14 protein-coding genes and 1 tRNA gene are annotated in these 18542 nt (G+C 43.4%); 8 read left to right on the top strand and 7 right to left on the bottom strand.

The window, feature by feature from the left end; translation table 11 throughout:
- Positions 1 to 3: 3 nt before the first annotated feature.
- A complete protein-coding gene (locus VRU48_RS03825; RefSeq protein ID WP_330106598.1) occupies positions 4 to 2961 on the bottom strand; it encodes a SusC/RagA family TonB-linked outer membrane protein in 2958 nt (985 codons plus the stop codon).
- Between the two features lie 317 nt (positions 2962 to 3278).
- Between VRU48_RS03825 and VRU48_RS03820 the strand changes: the two genes are divergently transcribed.
- The 5 genes from VRU48_RS03820 to VRU48_RS03800 all read left to right on the top strand — a co-directional run bounded on the left by VRU48_RS03820 (position 3279) and on the right by VRU48_RS03800 (position 10537).
- Positions 3279 to 7331: a hybrid sensor histidine kinase/response regulator transcription factor gene (locus tag VRU48_RS03820; protein WP_330106597.1), complete on the top strand. Its 4053-nt coding sequence runs from the start codon at positions 3279 to 3281 to the stop codon at positions 7329 to 7331.
- A gap of 126 nt (positions 7332 to 7457) precedes the next feature.
- Positions 7458 to 8039 (top strand): TetR/AcrR family transcriptional regulator, encoded by a 582-nt coding sequence (locus VRU48_RS03815; RefSeq protein WP_330106596.1) that lies wholly within the window; start codon positions 7458 to 7460, stop codon positions 8037 to 8039.
- A gap of 53 nt (positions 8040 to 8092) precedes the next feature.
- Positions 8093 to 8578 (top strand): acyl-CoA thioesterase, encoded by a 486-nt coding sequence (locus tag VRU48_RS03810; protein WP_330106595.1) that lies wholly within the window; start codon positions 8093 to 8095, stop codon positions 8576 to 8578.
- Positions 8579 to 8655: 77 nt separating this feature from the next.
- Entirely contained in the window at positions 8656 to 9570 is a 915-nt protein-coding gene (locus VRU48_RS03805; protein WP_330106594.1) for a helix-turn-helix transcriptional regulator, read from the top strand.
- Positions 9571 to 9640: 70 nt separating this feature from the next.
- The gene (locus tag VRU48_RS03800; protein WP_330106593.1) at positions 9641 to 10537 is read left to right on the top strand and encodes an alpha/beta hydrolase; all 897 of its coding nucleotides are present in this window, start codon (positions 9641 to 9643) and stop codon (positions 10535 to 10537) included.
- A 15-nt stretch (positions 10538 to 10552) separates the two neighbouring features.
- Here the strand turns inward: VRU48_RS03800 and VRU48_RS03795 are convergent, their stop codons facing one another.
- From VRU48_RS03795 to VRU48_RS03775, 5 genes are all read right to left on the bottom strand, one after another.
- A complete protein-coding gene (locus tag VRU48_RS03795) occupies positions 10553 to 11680 on the bottom strand; it encodes an FAD-dependent oxidoreductase (RefSeq protein WP_330106592.1) in 1128 nt (375 codons plus the stop codon).
- A gap of 25 nt (positions 11681 to 11705) precedes the next feature.
- On the bottom strand, positions 11706 to 12461 hold the full coding sequence (locus tag VRU48_RS03790) for a helix-turn-helix domain-containing protein (RefSeq protein ID WP_330106591.1): 756 nt from the start codon (positions 12459 to 12461) through the stop codon (positions 11706 to 11708).
- Positions 12458 to 13015 carry a DNA-3-methyladenine glycosylase I gene (locus tag VRU48_RS03785; RefSeq protein WP_330106590.1) on the bottom strand — a complete coding sequence of 186 codons (558 nt, stop codon included), beginning with the start codon at positions 13013 to 13015 and terminating at the stop codon, positions 12458 to 12460. The genes VRU48_RS03790 and VRU48_RS03785 overlap by 4 nt, the downstream gene beginning before the upstream one ends.
- 125 nt (positions 13016 to 13140) lie before the next feature.
- A complete protein-coding gene (locus VRU48_RS03780; protein ID WP_330106589.1) occupies positions 13141 to 13902 on the bottom strand; it encodes an SDR family NAD(P)-dependent oxidoreductase in 762 nt (253 codons plus the stop codon).
- 94 nt (positions 13903 to 13996) lie between these two features.
- Positions 13997 to 14920 carry a helix-turn-helix domain-containing protein gene (locus VRU48_RS03775; protein ID WP_330106588.1) on the bottom strand — a complete coding sequence of 308 codons (924 nt, stop codon included), beginning with the start codon at positions 14918 to 14920 and terminating at the stop codon, positions 13997 to 13999.
- 295 nt (positions 14921 to 15215) lie between these two features.
- Between VRU48_RS03775 and VRU48_RS03770 the strand changes: the two genes are divergently transcribed.
- The 3 genes from VRU48_RS03770 (at position 15216) to VRU48_RS03760 (ending at position 18121) form a co-directional block, all read left to right on the top strand.
- On the top strand, positions 15216 to 16295 hold the full coding sequence (locus VRU48_RS03770; protein ID WP_330106587.1) for a serine hydrolase domain-containing protein: 1080 nt from the start codon (positions 15216 to 15218) through the stop codon (positions 16293 to 16295).
- 66 nt (positions 16296 to 16361) lie between these two features.
- Complete coding sequence (locus VRU48_RS03765; protein ID WP_330106586.1) at positions 16362 to 17948, top strand: hypothetical protein; 1587 nt, start codon at positions 16362 to 16364, stop codon at positions 17946 to 17948.
- A 100-nt stretch (positions 17949 to 18048) separates the two neighbouring features.
- Positions 18049 to 18121: transfer RNA gene (locus VRU48_RS03760), tRNA-Lys, on the top strand.
- Positions 18122 to 18210: 89 nt separating this feature from the next.
- Here VRU48_RS03760 and VRU48_RS03755 read toward each other — a convergent pair.
- Entirely contained in the window at positions 18211 to 18420 is a 210-nt protein-coding gene (locus VRU48_RS03755) for a hypothetical protein (RefSeq protein ID WP_330106585.1), read from the bottom strand.
- Positions 18421 to 18542 lie beyond the last annotated feature (122 nt).

Raw genomic sequence — 18542 nt, 5'->3', positions numbered from 1 at the left:
ATTTTAAAACTTCACGTTAACACCCATGTTCATTACTCGTTGCAACGGATATTGATTGGTCAATCCCTCAGGATCTAAATAATCAAGCGGCGTTGCGGTCAACAGGTTTTGTCCGTTTACAAAGAAGCGTACATTGCTCAATTTTAATTTTGTTGACCATTTGAGCGGCAAGGTATAGCCGATTTCCGCGTTTTTTAACCGAACATAGCTGGCAGAGCGGTACCAGAAAGACGAGGTAGCCTGATTGTGTGCCGAGTTGGCAATAGACAGCCTCGGAAAGGTTGCTGTAGCCGCTGTTTGAGGCGTCCATCTATCCAAATCGATTGGCCAGGCTTGTCCTTTGCCATTGTTGGTAAAGGCAAACGTCCTGTTACCCGCAATGTTTACATAGCGATTGCCATTGCCCTCAACCAAAACAGACAGGTCTAAACCTTTCCACGAGAAGCCTAAAGAAACGCCGTAAATCAAAATAGGTTTGTTCGGTGTAATCGGTGCCACATCTAAATAATTGATCACGCCATCGCCGTTAAGGTCTGCATACTTGATGTCTCCGGCTTTGGCCACATAACCTTCTGTACTTGGCGAGGCGGCAGCTTCGGCATCAGATGAGAATAATCCTTGGGCAATATAACCAAAGGCCTGCCCCACCTGCTGACCGGTTCTGTTCATGTAGCTATAGGGTTGATTAACCTCGTCAAAGTAAAGCGACTTGCTTCGTCTTGCGGTAAAGTTTCCTGAAACAAAATAGTTGAAATCGCCGCTTTTTCCATTATAGGTAAGTTCAAATTCTGTACCTGTATAGCGCTCGCGACCGATATTTTCATTTGGAAAGGCAGTACCCAACAGCCCAGTGTTTTTACCCCTTACCTGGGCAAGGTCAAAAAAGCGGTTGTTGTAGTAATCTACACTCAATGTGAATTTGTTTTGGAATAGGCCCAAATCCATGCCTACGTTAATTTTATCGGATTTTTCCCAAGTAATGTTGGGATTGGCCAAGGCGCTCATGGTTACACCCGAAACGCTGGTAGCTCCACTGCCGATGATATAGCTGTTGCCACCTCCGTAATATTGTCCATAGGCAAAATAACCAACGTTGATATTCCCATTACGGCCATAAGTTGTTCTTAATTTCAGGTTGCTGAGCCAGTTTTTTGTTGCCGCCATAAAAGGCTCGTCAGAAATGATCCAGCCTAAGCCTATTGCAGGAAAAACTCCCCATCTTTGGCCTGGTGCATAGCCGTTAAAGCCACTGTAGCTCAAGGCAACTTCGGCCAAGTAGCGGTTTTTATAGGCATAACTGGCCTGTGCTCCAACTACATTGTAAATAGCCGGAAGGTTTGCATAGGCGTTAACCACGTTTTGTGTATTGCCAATCAGCAATACATTCAACGAATGGTCGTTTGCCCAATCCTTGCTGTAGCCGGCTCGAACGTCAAAATAAACGTTCCTTGAAATGCTTTGGCTGATGCCACTTGGGTTGCCCAATTGGCCATTGGTACTGTATTGTTGGTAAGTAACCGCATTGGTGCTGCTGTTAACCAATCGTTGAAAAGAAGCGTAGGTTTTGTTCCTGTTGGTTACTTCAGATAAGCTCGTATTGTAGGTTCCGGCCACACGTACCCATAAACCTGGCAATACGGCATCTAAAGTCTTTTTAAGCGCCACATCGAAAGAAAGATCTCTATTGTAGCGCTGGGTATAGCCCGATCTGGTAGAAAGACCCCAGATGTTGCTTTGATAATCTGATGAGGTACCCAAGCTATCGCCCCTGGCAAAAACCGGATACGCATTGTTTGGCGTGTTGTACAAAGCATCAAAAATATTATCTGACGATGTACCCGGCTCGTTGCCACCCTGTATCCTGCCGTAAACGCCAACGTTTAGCGACAAGCTTTTGGTTAGGCTCGCTTCAATGTTTGAACGGATAGAAACACGGTTAAAGTTGGTATTGGTATTATATGGATTCTTGTCGTCGGTTTTGAATAAGCCGTCGTTAGAAAGCAAATCAACCGAAGTGAAGTATTTAGCAGTTTTAGAAGCACCAGAGGCATAAAGGTTGTACCTCGAGTACCACGATTTAGGCTCAAGTATCGTGTTGAACCAATCTACGTTGGGATGTCCTAGCGGATCGGTGCCATTTTGATAGGCCTGTATATCGGCATCGCTGTATACACGCGATCCTCCGTCGTTTACCATGGCTTCGTTAAAAAGCGTTGCCCATTGCGCGGCGCCTAACGGACGCTGCAGCTGCAATGGTTTTTGTACGCCGGTTTGCGCTTTTAGCGAAATCTGGAGCTTTCCTGGCTGGCCGCTTCTGGTTTTGATAGATAAAACGCCGTTAGAACCGCGCTGACCTAGCAAAGCTGTCGACAAACCGTCTTTTAATACGGTTATCGATTCGATTTCTTCGGGTGCCATAGAAAGGTAATCGCGGAAAACGCCATCTACCATAATGCCTGGGCTTTGCCCTCTCAGCGTCAACGAAGCTCCGTCGAAGATCGGATTACCACTTCCGTTGTTCACCTTTAAACCAGCCAAACGACCAGCAATGGCATTACGCACATTGTTTACAGGCGCTTTGACCAGGTCTTCAGTTCCCACTTCAGAAACCGACTGGAGCAGCCTGCTTTTCGGCACTTTTTGGTACAAGAGGTTAACGGTTTTGCCACTGGCCTGTTCAAGCCTAATTTCTTTGAGGTTTTCTTTAGATGCCGATACCGTTTTGGGCTGATAGCCATCGAGTGAAAAACGAACGGCAGCACCCAATGTGGTGCTCAGCTGAAAATGACCTAGGCGGTCGGTCGTTAAATCGTTGCCATCAACCGTAATGGTTACGCCTTCTAAGGCTTGGCCATTCTGATCGAGCACAATGCCTTCAAACTGGACAGACTGTCCGTAACTTGTTGCCGGAAGGTTAAACAGCAACAGTAAGATTGCATAAAATAGATAGATGTTTCTCATACTTTAAGGTTAAGTTTATTGGTTAGAAGCTTAATCGCATTGTTCCACCTGCCTTTAGGTGGCGCTTGTTGTGGGTTGGTTTCTTGCTCGCTCTCCTTTCTTTTCTATAAAAACAGTAAATAACTCTTGAAGCGCTTTCGGTAATCCGATTGCCACATTATCCAAAACTATAGGTTCGTTGAAGTTCGACAGGGTGAAAATCCTATCTAAATGGGGTAAAAATTCTATTCGGGAATAATTTAATAGCCATACGAATCACTTTAGCAAAAATTGTAACTTAGTTTTTATATACCTTAATCGGTGTGTATCTACCCAAGATGATGACTAAGCGCTCGATACTTTTTTTTGTACTACTGTATTCGTCGGCACTCTTTGCCCAGAATAATATTGCCTTCAAACAGCTGAATTTGGAGAGCGGGCTTTCGCAAAGCTCTGTCCTTTCTATTGGCCAAGACGGCAAGGGCTTTTTGTGGTTCGGCACCAGGTTTGGCCTTAATAAATACGATTCAAGAACCATCAAGACCTACATTAACGAAAAAGGCAAGCCCACCAGTTTAAGCTCCTCCTATTTTCTGGCCTCTATACTCACTACTAAAAGCGGCAACATTTGGGTGGGCAGTTCTTACGGTGTAAGCATCTACAATGAGCAAAGCGATGATTTTGAACGAATATTGAATGACCCCAAGAACCCAAGCAGCCTGAGCAGCGACAAAGTGAACTGCCTGTTTCAAGACAGCAAAAAGCGCATTTGGATTGGTGCATCAGACGGATTAAACCTGCTCGAATCGGAAAAAGACCGTTCCTTCAAAAAATTCTTAACCAATCCGGCTCTTAAAATTTGGGCCATAGCCGAAGACCATTGGGGAAGAATTTGGGTGGGAACAAATTCCGGCCTCCTGTGCATCACCATCAGCAACAACAAAGCCACGTTTAAGCAATATCCTGATTTCAACAGCAAAATGAACCAGGCGGTCGACAACAGGGTAACTACCTTGGTTGAAGACCATGAAAACAACCTTTGGATAGGCACCAAGCAAACAGGATTGAGCAAACTGAACCTGCTTTCCGAAAAATTCACAACGCTCTCCTATTCCGATAAAAACCAGGTGGGCATTGTTAGCAACAACATCCGGAAAATCATTGTCGATGCCCAGGGCAAGCTTTGGATAGGCACCCTGCACGGCATCAACGTGTACGATCCTGCAACGCAAAAGCTGGCCATCTTACAAAATACGCCCGGTGATATTGCCAGCCTGAGCCAAAACTCTGTTTACGACATATTTCAAGACAAACAGGGCATTATTTGGATAGGCACCTATTTTGGAGGGGTAAATATGGTTTACCCTAACCATACGCCATTCAGGATTTACAGCAGCAAACCCAACGACAAAGGCTTAAGCGGCAGGGTTATCAGCGCCATTACCGAAGACAACCAAAATAACCTATGGATTGGAACCGAAGGCGAAGGCGTCAATTATTTCGATCGGAAAACAAATACCTATCGCCATTATCTCTTTAGCCCCAACAATCCCAACAGCGTGGGCTCAAATTTAATAAAAGCCATTTTAAAAGATAAGAAAGGCCGTATTTGGGTAGGTACGCACTTAGGTGGACTTAACCTGTTCAATCCCGCCAGCGAAAGCTTTACCAGGTACAAAAGCAAAAAAGGCGACAGCACGTCGATCAGCTCGGATGAAATTACCTCCTTGTTTGAAGACAGCAGAGGAAGATTTTGGGTGGGCACCAACGGCGGCCTAAACATTTTCGATCCTACAACAGGCAAATTCAGGCGCAACCAGATAAATGGCAATACAGACCCCATTGCGTTCATCTATGAAGATTCGCGCAATCAGATTTGGCTAGCCACTGTCAACGACCTCTATCTGCTAGCCAACAACAGTCGCTCTTTTGTACCCATGAAGATAAATAACCAAGAGGTTTTTGCCGGAAGTGGCGCCAGTTGCATTTTAGAAGATAAAAAGGGCAACTTTTGGATAGGAACAATCCGCAATGGAATTTATAAAGTTGATGCCAAGGGCGATAGCTACCTTCATTTTAGCCGGGCCGAAAGCTTGCCGAGCAACAATATCGTGGGCTTGCTGGAAGATGATCAGGAAAACTTGTGGATCAGCACGGATAATGGCTTAGCCAAGTACAATCAAAAAGAAAACACCTTTAGAATCTATAATGTCAAAGATGGACTTCCATCAAACGAATTCAACTACAATTCTTCTTTAAAAGACAGCAAAGGAGAGTTTTACTTTGGTACGCTTAGCGGCTTAATCAGCTTTTTCCCCAACCAGATCAAGGAAAACAAAGCTGCGCCCAAAGTAATTTTCACTGGACTTAAACTTTTTAACAAACCTGTTGAAATAGATACCAAAAACAAGCTGTTGCCCGAAAATATCAGTATTGCTCCGTCTATAACCTTCGAATCGAGGCAAAATGTATTCTCCATCGACTTTGCCATCCTCAATTTCATCAAGCCAGAAAAAAACCGCTATGCCTATAAGCTCGAAGGCTTTGAAAAAAACTGGAACTATGTGGAAACGCCTACCGCTACCTATACCAACCTTTCGCCGGGCAATTATGTGCTCTTGGCCAAAGGTTGCAACAACGATGGAATTTGGAGTACGGAAATATCGAGGCTGCTTATCGAGGTTCGCCCGCCGTTTTACAAAACCTGGTGGGCCTATTTGTTTTACCTGATCGTAATCTGTGCCGTTGTTTTCATTGTATTGAGGTACCTTTTCATCAGGGCGCTTTTGGCAAAGGAAAAGGAAACCGGACAGTCGAGGCTTAATTTCTTCACCAATATCTCGCACGAAATCAGAACGCCTTTGACACTCATCCTTGGTCCCTTAGACAAACTGCTGAACGAAAGCCAAAGCGATTATGGACTGAACAAACAGTTGCTCGTGGTTAAAAACAATACGGATAGGCTGATGCGATTGGTAACCGAACTCTTGGATTTCAGGAAGGCCGAAGCCGGTAAAATGCGGCTTCACGTTAGCCCCGAAAACATCGTAAGCTTTTGCAACGAAATTTACCTTGCCTTTAAGAATATGGCCGAAGCCAGGAACATCGACTATGTCTTTAAATGCCAGGAAACTGAACTCACTGTTTACTTCGATAAGCCTCAAATAGAAAAGGTGCTCTTCAACCTCCTTTCTAATGCCTTTAAATTCACAAAAGATGGAGGTAAAATTGTATTAGAAATCGTTAACGAGCCAGATAAGGTCAATATTTCGGTAACCGATACCGGCAAAGGCATATCGGCGACAGACCAGGCGAATATTTTCACCAATTTTTATCAGGCCGACGAACCAAACAACATCGGAACCGGTATTGGACTGGCCTTTTCAAAAAGTATAGTCGAACTTCACCATGGCCAAATTAAAGTGCTAAGTCTTGACCAGTTGGGCGGTGGCAAAAAAACCTGCTTCGGATTTTACCTGCTCAAGGGAACAGCGCATTTTAACGCAACAGAACTCCTGCAGCATCAGGCAAGTCCAGAAAACGAAACCTATTATCCGCAACAAGAAGCCCATTTGCACGCTACGGAAGATGTGGTTTCGAAAAAAGGAAAAAAGCTGCTCATTGCCGACGATAATATTGAAATCAGGAAGTTTATTATCCACCTCTTTCAGCAAGAGTATCAGATACTCGAGGCTTCTTCTGGTTTGGAAGCCTGGCAAATCTGTAGCCAAAAACTACCCGATCTTGTCATCAGCGATGTCATGATGCCTGGCATGGATGGATTTGAGCTTTGCCACAAGCTTAAAACCGACGATCGGACCAGCCACATTCCCGTTATATTGCTTACGGCCAGGGCGGCTTATATCCACCAAATAAACGGTCTAGAAACCGGTGCAGATGCTTATATCACCAAGCCTTTTGATGTAAACCTGCTCAAGCTCAATGTCAGGAACCTGATTGCTTCGAGAACATTGCTGCAGAAAAAGTATGCACAATTGCTCTCCCTCAGTCCGCAAATACCCGAACCTATTGGGCTAGACCAGGTTTTCTTGAAAAAACTGATCCATATTTTGGAAGAAAATATCGCAGACAGCGATTTTTCTATTCCCAAGCTCAGTGGCATCATAGGCATCAGTCAGGCCGTACTTTACAAGAAAATACGTGCAGTAACCGGGGTTTCTGTAAACGAATTCATTAAAGCGATGCGGTTAAAGCGTGCTGCGCAACTTTTAAAACAGGGGGAGCTCAACATTAAGGAAATAGCCTACGCCGTTGGTTTTAGCGATAGAAAGTACTTCAGCAACGAGTTTAAAAGAGAATTCGGAAAAACACCAACCGAGTTTATCCAAGAGATGGATGATAGCGAACCCGAACCCAGCGACGAAGCCTAATTCTTAATAAATCACCTCATTTTAAAATGAAAAACAACATACGAATACGTTGTTATTTTATTTTAAATTTTCACATACCGATTGGTATGTATTTGCTATATTTGTTGTAGAACCATCGGCAAAAAGATGAATACCAACGAATTTATATTGGCAAAAGTTGCTCCCATTTTTAACAAACAGGGCTATGTTGGCACCAGTTTGGCCGATATTACCCAGGCTACCGGGCTAACCAAAGGTGCTATTTACTGTAATTTTGCCAACAAGGAAGATCTGGCCCAAAAGGCTTTCGAATTGAATGTGAGAACAGCAATTTATCCGCTTTTTAGGCTGATTGCCACTACACAAGGCGCCATTCATAAACTATATGCCATTACGACCTACCAACGCGGCTATTATCATTTGGTTAAGGATTTGGGGGGCTGTCCGATGTTACGGGTTGGTGTCGATACCAAATACATCAATCCGCTCCTATTTAAGCAGGCCGAAAATCTTTCGAAAAGAATGCTGGATGGCCTTGCCACCATTATAGAGGAAGGAAAACTAAGCCAGGAACTGAAACAGGATATCAACCCACTGGATTATGCCAAGGTTATTTTATCCATGATTGAAGGAAGCTCACTCCTGGCCTTTACCCATAACGACGAAAGCTATATCAGTAAAGCCATGGATTTTATAGACAACGGAATAATTGCTAAAATAAAGAACTAAAATTTTTTAACCCAGTACATACCGATTGGTATGTGACCTAAAAATCCTCAACAATGGAAAAAATATTAAAGACCAAAAGAAAAATCAGGTTTCAAGACTGCGACCCTTTCAACCATTTGAACAATTCGAAATACCTGGATTATTTTATCAATGCCCGCGAAGACCAAATTGCCGAGAGTTATGGGCTTGATGTATTCAAATTCTTAAAAACGAGTGGCATAAGCTGGGTGGTGCTCTCCAACCAAATCAGTTACCTCAAGCCTGCATTTACCATGGAAACCGTGGTTATCGAATCGCAACTGATCCAATACACCGACAAGATTTTGCTGGTAGAGCTGAAAATGTGGAACGAAGACGAAACCGAACTAAAGGCCCTACTTTGGACAAAATTCATACATTTCAATATCCAAACCCAGAAAATAGCCAATCATTCGGCCGACTTAATGGAACTGTTCGAAAGTGTAGTAATGCCTTTACAGGAAAGTACTTTCGACGAAAGGTCTTTAGCTATCATGAAAAAGACAAGAAGCCTAGCCTAGCGTCAATTTATTTGGTCGGGCAGGCCTATTTTTTAATGCTTTATGCTAAATTGCAGTCTAAACCCAGCTAGCGCAGCATGTATTTCACTAGTTTGCCCGACCATAGTAAACCTGGATTTGACGAGCAGAGGCATTTTGAACAATTCAAGAAGCACAACATCATTTTCAATGCGCTTAGCCAGCAGAGTTATTGCGATAATCATGTAGGCTGCCTTTCTTTCAAAACCGTACTTAGCGGCGAAGAATGGTACGGCGTTAACCGAAATCAGCTCGCAGTAAGGCCCGGACAGTTCCTGCTCTTGAACAACGACCAAAATTATTCGTGCAGGATCGATACCGAACAAAGCTCGCGGTGTTTTTCCATCTTCTTTAAAAGCGAATTTGCTTCGACGGTATTCCAAGATGCCATTTCTAGTGAAGAAATCCTATTAGACGATCCATTTCGCTTGAGCGAGAAGCCACTCGAATTTTTCCAAACCTTAAACGCAATCACTCCAAAACTGCAAATGCAACTTGATGATTTGTTGCTTTTTTTGGATCGATGGGGCTATAATGCCTATGGCATAGACGAAAAATTGAGCAGCATATTATTGGAGTTTATCGGCATCCATAAAATAGAGCTCAAGCGTTCCAAACAGGTAGAGGCCATCAAAACAAGTACTAAAACAGAGCTGTACAAACGGCTGTGTACAGCTAAAGACCTCTTGCATTCTTCCTACATGGACAATCCGGATTTAGCCACTATCGGCAAAGCTTCGTGTTTATCGATTTCGCAACTGGTTAGACAATTTAAGGCTGCTTTTGGGCTTACGCCTCATCAATATCTCATCCGCATCAAGCTGAACAAGGCTGCCGAACTGCTACAAAACACATCCATGGGCGTTAATGAAATTACCTGGAGCTGCGGCTTCGAAAATCAAAGTGCCTTTTGCAGGGCATTTAAGGAAAGCTATGGACTGCAGCCCAACATTTTTAGGGCGACGAAAAAATAATTGGGCATTTTTGCACAGTTGCTTTCTTGGCTTAAGCCTAGCTTAGGGATAAATTTAGTCGACCAAGAAAATGAAAAAAATTACCCTTTGCGGCCTCCTCTTCTCCTATTTTGCAACAGTTCAAGCTCAACCTCAGGTTATTCCTCTTTATGAAAAAAACATTCCCAATTCCAAAAAGACACCAGCCAACTACGTGGAGCAAACCGATAGTTCGGGCCTGATTACCAAAGTCTCTGTACCTACTCTCACAGCCTATTTTCCCAAAAAAGTACGAGCCAATGGAACGGCCATCATTATTGCACCGGGTGGAGGCTACCGGCTACTTGCCCCAGAAACCGGAATTGAATTGGCCAAAGCCTTCAATGAAATAGGAATAACCGCTTTTTTATTGAAATATCGCCTACCAAGCGATGAAATTATGATTGATAAATCAATTGCCCCCCTGCAAGATGGACAAATGGCAATCAAAATAGTGCGGGATCGAGCCAAAGAATGGAATTTATTGCCTCATAAAATAGGCATGGTGGGCCTTTCGGCTGGGGGACATTTGGTATCGACCCTAGGAACCCAGCTTGACAGAATTGTTATAGAAAATGCCGAAAAAGCCAATTTGCGACCAGATTTTATGATACTGCTATACCCAGTGATTATTTATGATACCAATATACCTAGAACCCGTGAAAATCTGATTGGCAAAACACCGAGCCAACAGTTGCTCAAACTTTACAGTACAGATCAATCGGTAAACACCCATACACCTCCAACTTTTTTGGTACATGCCGCCGACGATGATGTCATTCCTGTACAAAACAGCCTGGCCTTTTTTAAGGCTTTGCAAAAATCAAAGGTAAAGGCCGAAATGCATATCCTGCAATCGGGTGGACATGGTTTTGGTCTAACTGATCTTAACAGCAAAACGATTTGGTTCGAACTTTGCAGAAGCTGGCTGACTGAAAATGGATTTTAACTGAAATAGCAACGGCTATCCAGCAAACATTTCGAGCATGTTTTTTAAGCCATCGGCTGTATGCATCGATTCGGTTTGATCTAAAGTGTCTTTGGCTGTAGCACTTGCCCTTTGGCGCATCTCTTTCTCATACCGGGAAATGGCTTCGACTACGCTGGAGTATTTGGCCAAACACTCGCTCAATTCCAAAGCATCGAGCATGGCCATGTTTACCCCTTCGCCTGCAAATGGAGGCATCATATGAGCGGCATCGCCCAGCATCGTTAAATTGGGCAAAGTTTCCCAGGTTTGATCTAAGGGCATGCAATACTGGGGCCTGGCTATCAAAGGCAGGCTGGCCTTTTCAAAGAGTTCTAACCAAGCCTCGCTCCAACCGGCAAAAGCGCTTTTAAACCATTGCAATACTTGGGTTTTATCTGAAAAATCTATTTCCTTGCACCAATGCTCGTCGGTTTTGCAACCGGTATAAAACACCAGGCTGGCATCGCCTTTTGAGCTCACGATTAAGGTTTTGCCTCCTTCGAGCGCAAAAATCTTTCCGCCGTTGAGTAGTTGATGCAGGTTTGGCGCCTGCACGGCCGACTGATACACCACGCCTTCTACCATGGTAACTCCCGAATAAAATGCCTTGATAGGTGTAATAAAAGACCTGATTTTAGAATTGGCGCCGTCAGCTGCAATTACAATATCGGCAAAAGCCGAAGTACCGTTCTTAAATGTGATGGTCCAGCCGTTTCCATTTGGTACGAGCGATTTAAAATGACTATCCCAAACTACGGTTTCGGGCTGCAGCGAATCCAATAATATTTTTCGCAGTGGACCGCGATCAATTTCTGGCCGGGTTTCTTCTCTTTCATCTGTCGCATCGTCGTGCCATATCGTACCATGATGGTCTACAATTCGCATTTTACCAGCCCCAGGTCTGTAATTGGCCTTAAAGGCATCCATCAGCCCCGCTTTTGCTAACGCCTTTAAACCCGATTCTTCGTGCAAATCTAAAGTGGCACCTTGTACGCGTACCTCCTTATTGGCATCTCTTTCATATACTTTTACTTTGACGCCCTGTATTTGCAATAATCGGGCTAAGGTTAAGCCACCTGGTCCACCGCCAATAATGGCTATATTTTTTTGAGTATCTAACATTGTCGTTGAAATTAGTTAGGCAAAACTATTTCTTTGGCAAAGTAGAAAATTGAATAAATCGGTCGTTTTTATTTTTATTGAGTGCTTTAGGTGCCACACCGGCATATTTTTTTACGGTTCGTATAAAATGCGCCTGATCGGCAAAGTTCTGTTCGGGGAAAAACTTTCCGGCCTTGATCTGGGCAAAGGAAGCCCTAAACCTTAAAATATTGCAGTAGGCTTTTAAGGAAAGCCCGAACCATTGGTTAAAATAACGATTGATCTGCCTGCTGGTCCAATGTACCTTACTGGCCATTTCATGAACCAGCAAATCGCCGTTGTTGTTGTAAATCAGGTTAAACAAAGCCAATTTTCTCGGATCGGGTTCTTTGTTAAGCAGGATCTTTATTTTTTCGGAAACTCGATTGCAACAGGCCTCAAAATCGTCCAGATCAGCGACCGACATCCCCCAAAAATCGTCAGGCAAGCGCATACCGCCATCGAGTAAGGATGCTACCGAATGTTTCAACACATATTCGGCTGCCAGCAATTTAAAGCTTACGGCAAAAGTAAGGGTCTGGGGTGCGATAATCGCATTCGATGTACCGCTTTCTAACCCCAATAGTACTACGTGAAAAGGTGATGTAGCCGTTTTGGAAAAGAAAAGGTCAATTCTGCCATCGGGCATAATGCTTACTGTTTTCTCTTCGTCGGTAGTATTGGCCAACAGCCAAAAGCTTTCTATACAATGTGCCAGCGAAGCATCGGGCTTTTTAGCTTGGTATGTAATTCCAGCTATCAAATGGAGATCGGTTGCAACCACATGGGTTTGTGCTTCAGTATTTCTTGTTGAACTTTACAATGCTCGTCGTGCGCGCCGGGCAGGTAGCCTGTGCTCATCAAAAATTCGTTCACAATCTCGCCACCGGTAAACTTAAAGGTCTTTTTAAACAGCTTTACCCACTCCGCTTTGGTTTTAGGATGATGGTGTTCGATCCATTTTTCGAAAGAACCAAATTCTTGCTGCAGGCCCAAAATGGTTTTGGCATTCTCGATAGCCGCATTTACCTTAAGCCGATTGCGTATAATTCCCGGATCGGCCAACAGCCTTTCGCGGTCTGCTTCCGTATAAGCCGCTACTTTTTTGATGTCGAAATTGCTGTATGCCTTTTTAAAGCCTTCTTCCTTTTTTAAGATGGTTTCCCAGCTTAGGCCAGCCTGGTTGATTTCGAGCACCAAACGGCCAAACAACTCGTTGTCGTTGTGTATGGGAAAACCATAATGGTTATCGTGGTAGTTTTTGTGGAGCGCCTTTCTATCGGCGGTCATGGTTTCTATAGCGGTGCAATACGACATATTTTGGGGTTAAGCGATTCTGAATATCCAAAAATAAGAAAAACGAAGGGCTATTTATACTGCAATTTGTAGCAAAAAGAAAAGCCTCCAACTAACTTGAAGGCTTCACTAGTTATCAAAAAAATCTACAGCATCATACCGCCCGATACTTCAATGCGTTGCCCGTTGACCCATCGGCCTGCCTCGCTGCAAAGAAAGGCAACTACGCCGCCAATATCTTCGGGCTGGCCTACCCTACCCAAGGCAGTAACGCTGGCAACGCCTTTATTAACTTCGGCATTATCCCTTACTACGCCACCGCCAAAATCGGTTGCAATAGCACCTGGCGCCACTACATTTACGGCAATGCCACGGCTACCCAATTCTTTGGCCATATACCTGCTCAACGTTTCGATGGCACCTTTCATCGAGCCGTAGGCCGCTTTGCCAGGAAAGCTGAAACGAGCCAATCCGCTAGAAATGTTGATGATACGGCCACCATCGTTAAGCAAAGGCAAGGCCTTTTGACTCAAAAAGAAAACACCTTTAAAGTGGATGTTCATCAGTTCGTCGAAAACTTCCTCGGTTGTTTCGGCGAACGACTGATCGGCACCAATGCCTGCGTTATTTACTAAAAAATCGAATTTTTCGGTATCGAATTTCTCTTTCAGTTTAACACCAACCTGAGCAAAAAAATCGTTAAAAGCCTTCGAATCTCCAACATTCAGCTGTATGGCTACCGCTTTTTGGCCCAATGCTTCAATCTGTTTTACTACGGCCTCGGCTTCTTCCTGTTTGCTGTTGTAGGTCAGTATAATGTCGATACCATTTTTGGCGAGGTTAAGCACCATATCTTTACCTAGTCCGCGACTGCCGCCGGTTACCAGTGCAATTTTGTTTTGTTCCATTATTTTCTATTGATTTAATACTCCAAAGTTAACAACAGACCATGCGCAAGTGTTTGCAAACATCAATCCATTATTTGCAAAATTCAAATCTGCATCAAGACCTAAACTTTAAGGGCGACATTTCGGTTTGTTTTTTAAAGAAGTTGGAGAAATGGGCAACCTCTTCAAAGCCTAAGCTGTAAGAAATTTCGGATACGTTCCATTCGGTTTGTTTGAGCAAAATTTTGGCTTCCTGTACCAAACGTTTGCCAATCAGCTCTGAAGTGGTTTGTCCGGTATGTTCTTTAAGCACTTTATTCAGGTGATTAACGTGTATGGCCAAGCGATCGGCATAGTCTTTTGGCGTACGCAACTTCAGTGTTTGCTGGGGAGATTCGATGGGAAATTGACGCTCCAACAATTCTACAAAAAGCGAGGAAACCCTGGCCGAAGCGCTGTGCGCTGGATAGAGTGCCGTAGCAGGCTGCAGTTTTTGTCCATAATGGATAAGCTCGATGACATAGTTGCGCAAAAGATCGTATTTAAAGGCGTAATCAGACGATAACTCTTTGTGCATCTTCTCAAATATACTCCTGATTTCCAAGGCACTTTCATTGCTCACCTCAAATACAGGATAACCACCCACTTTAAAGATAGGAAGTTCGTCTAGCAATACGCCACTTTTGGCAGGTGCCAAAAAATCGGCTGTAAAGATGCAGAAATGCCCTGCCTGGTTATCGTCCTGTGGCAACCAATGATACGGAATTTTAGGTGTGGCAAACAGCAGCGCATTTTGCTCAATAGTAATAACCTTATCGGCATACTCTGCCCGGTTGCGTCCATTAATCAAGCTGATTTTGTAATAAGCCCTTCTATTGTAGGGCATAAAGGCCTTTTCCTGGCGCTTTTTAAAGAGTTCGTTGGTATCAAATACGTTGAAGTGGCCTATTTCCTTGTTGATGCCTTCTGGTAACAAGGTCCTTAAATCGTTATTGGTGCCACGGCCAATCTGCTGATAAAAATCTTCCAATGAATCCATCTTGCTCCTATTTGTAAAAATCAAATTTACGTAAAGCAAATCAGATTAAATATTTTAGGCTCAATATGGCTACCTAGCGATAATCGGAGTTTAAGCTTGTTTTCTTTGAAACAGGCTTTCTACCCTTTCCTCCTGACCAAAACCGTTAAAAAAGTTCAGGAAACCAATCAATATTATTTGTGGCCGACTTTTATATACTTGCAAGAGCCGAGGTTTTATTTTAGGCAAAAGCTACAGCTATTGCAACATTTGTAAATGCGGGCTGTCTTTTGTACATCAACTGAAATAAACAGCTATGAAACGAATTCTCCTTTTGCTTTTCCTTTCCATTTTATCCTTGGCTTCCTACGCGCAGCATGCCACACAAAAAATAGACGAACTGTTGCAAAAACACCAACAAAAGGGTCGGTTTGATGGCACGGTACTTCTCGCTAAAAACGGCAACATCATTTATCAGCGTCAATTTGGTTTGGCCAACCGACAATTTAACGTACCCATTTCGTCAAGCACCAGATTCCCTGTGGCTTCCATTACTAAATTATATGCGGCTATTTTGGTGCTCAAGCTTCAAGAGCAAGGCAAACTGCATATCGACAGTCCGATTTTCAATTATACACCCCATCTTTTGCCTAAAAACAACAAGAAAATAACCATCAGGCAATTACTGGTTCATACCGCCGGACTTCCCAACGAAAGAATAGCCGATTATACCACGCAACTCAATGCAAAAAATTTCATTCAAAAGCGCATAGCCGATACGCTGTTGAGTACGCCGGGCATTACTTATCGCTACAACAATGTCAATTTTATCCTATTAACGGCCATTATGGAACAAGTAAGCGGCAAAAAATGGGCAGATTTGCTTGCCGATGTGATCATCAAGCCACTAAAATTGCAACAAACCGGTGTAGTTAAAAGAGATTCGGTGATCAAAAACCTGGCCTATGGCTACCATAATTACTCTTTTGGCAACGAAAAGGTCAAAGATCCGCTAGAAAACGACGATCCGCTCTTTTTAGAGAACTATGCCGCTGCCGGAGCTATTTTCACCACACCTATCGAATTGCTGAAACTCAATCAGGCTTTGGCAACTGGAAAAATCCTAAATCCTGCCTCGCTCGCCCTGCTCTATGAGCCAAATCTCAAAACAGGAAAAGGCATTAACACCGAAGAAGTTACGCCAGGTGGCTATCTTAAAACGCTTAGCATTGGCGACAAAAAAATTAAAGCGATCGAACGCAACGGAAACATCATGGGCTACAATGCCACCTACCTGCAATTGCCCGAAAGCAAGCAGGTGCTGATTGTTTTTTGCAATACCGATGCCAATGACCTCTCGAAAATAGCACTTGAAATACTGGCCATAGCATTGTAATCAAATTCATTTCCATTTACGCCCCAAATCAACTAAATTAGTAGTTTAAATATTTGAACTACTAATATGCCCTATTTACTAAAATATAAAGCCACAATTATCGGCTTTATATTGCTTGCTTTCCTCTTTTCTTGTTCGCCCAAGCTGCATCAGAACTATGTCTATAATCGCTATCAGCGCAGTTTCAACATCCACATTTTAAACGATAGTTTGCAACTGCACCTTACCTCGCCTGCCGATATCAAGTACAGTACCGATAAAAAATCGTTTAAGGATGCTTGGCCGCAAAGCCGATTCAAAACCGCCAACGAAATCCTATTGTTGGGCACTACCACCACGCCTCCCTATGAATTTGCGGTATCTATTGGCAATGCCAAGGAACCTGTACAAAGAGGCGACTACAAAACAATAGATACCCTGCTTAACGGTTACGAGCTTCATTTTATGGCCAGAACCGACAGCGTAAGGGCAGTTAAAGCTATGGAAGCCGATTTAAATGCCATGGTCAAATCGTTAAAATCGGGAGCAGATTACAAATTAGGCACCAGTTCGGTAATGGATATCGTTTCGGCATCGATGAACAAGAACCAGTTCTACCAAACGTTGAGCGAAATAGAACAGTTTCCGATACCTCAAAAGCAGGGCAATAGCCTCGAACTGCAGATGCAGCTCACTTATGCTTCTTTTTTGTTGCCCAACCAGCAATACGACTATTTAATTGGCTTGCAGGAATCTAGTTTTAAGCCCAACGATACCGTGTTGAACAAAATAAAGACCAACAGCATCCATAACAACGAGGCTATTGATCGCATACTTGCCGAAGCCCAAAAAGCACAGGTGCTCATGATCAACGAAAATCATTACTATCCACAGCATCGCTTATTGGTAACCGAGTTGCTCCCTCGACTAAAATCACTTGGCTATGACTATTTGGCCTTAGAAGCCTTGGCTACGCCGAACGACAGCTTGCTGAATAGCCCAGGTGCCTTCCCTACCTTAAACACGGGTTTTTACACACGTGAGCAAAATTATGGCAACTTGTTACGCGAAGCGATTAAGCTTGGCTTTAAATTGGTAGCCTACGAAAATACAGACGACAAACAAGACCGCGAAATTGGCCAAGCCGACAATTTGTATAACCGTACCTTGGCAATCGACCCCCATGCCAAAGTTTTGGTATTAGTGGGAATAGACCATTTGTTGGAAAAGCCAACCACGCGAGGCAAAAAATGGATGGCCACTGTTTTCAAGGAGAAATATCAGATCGATCCGCTCACCATTAGCCAAACACATCTTAACCTTTACCGAAAATACAGTCCATCAGCCTATAGTTTACTTAGTCAAGCTGATTTAGCCGATGAGAAAAAATATGGTGCCATTGATTTTTATGTGCTCAACAACCAGCAAAGGCCTATTGTACAACATGGCGTAGCTTATCGCAACAAATTTGGCGTTCCGGTACAAGTGGCCTTGTTCTATGCGAAAGAGCAGAAAACGGCAACTGATTTTTACGGACACATTCCCTATTTTACCCAGTTGGTAGCTAAAAACGAAAAGCTTAAACTGCCCATTGAACCCCAAACCAATGCGCTATTAGTCGTTTATGATGCCCAAGGCTATATCTTAGCAAAGAAAACAATAGGCAACCCGTAGATTATCACACTCACAATCAATACATTTCATATTTTTACGAAAAATAGTTGGAGTGTTTTATTTTAATTTCTATATTTGCCCCTCCTTAAACAAAAGGAATGATTCCGTAGCTCAGTTGGTAGAGCATTACACTTTTAATGTAGTGGTCCTGGGTTCGAGTCCCAGCGGGATCACAAAAGAACTAATCCAGTTCGCTGAAAGCCACCCCTAGAGAGTGGCTTTTTTCGTTTAGCGTATGCCCAGCGTCGATTTACTGAAAAAACTATATCAAGAACCAATGGATGTAGTTGCACTGCGAACAGACCAGACAGGTAGCTTCCTTATTGGCCCAGTCTAAATTGAAAAAGCTGGCGACTGCCGTATTAAGTTGCGCCCTTCTTGACCAAAAGGTATCGTTGCTACAGTTGTGACAGCGTAATACGCGCTCGTTAATTTCGTAGGTTTCAGGTTCGTTTTCAGAGAATAGGCTCATTTTCTTATAATTAGATAAACCTAATTTAGAAAAATCCATTTTAATAATGCCATGATGACAAAAAAGTAAGGTGGTCTACATTTAAGCCAGCACACATTAGGCAAGCTGTTCCTCATCACTGT

The organism is Pedobacter albus, from assembly GCF_036324255.1.
Lineage (GTDB): Bacteria > Bacteroidota > Bacteroidia > Sphingobacteriales > Sphingobacteriaceae > Pedobacter > Pedobacter albus.
This window is presented reverse-complemented; position numbering and strand designations above follow the sequence as displayed.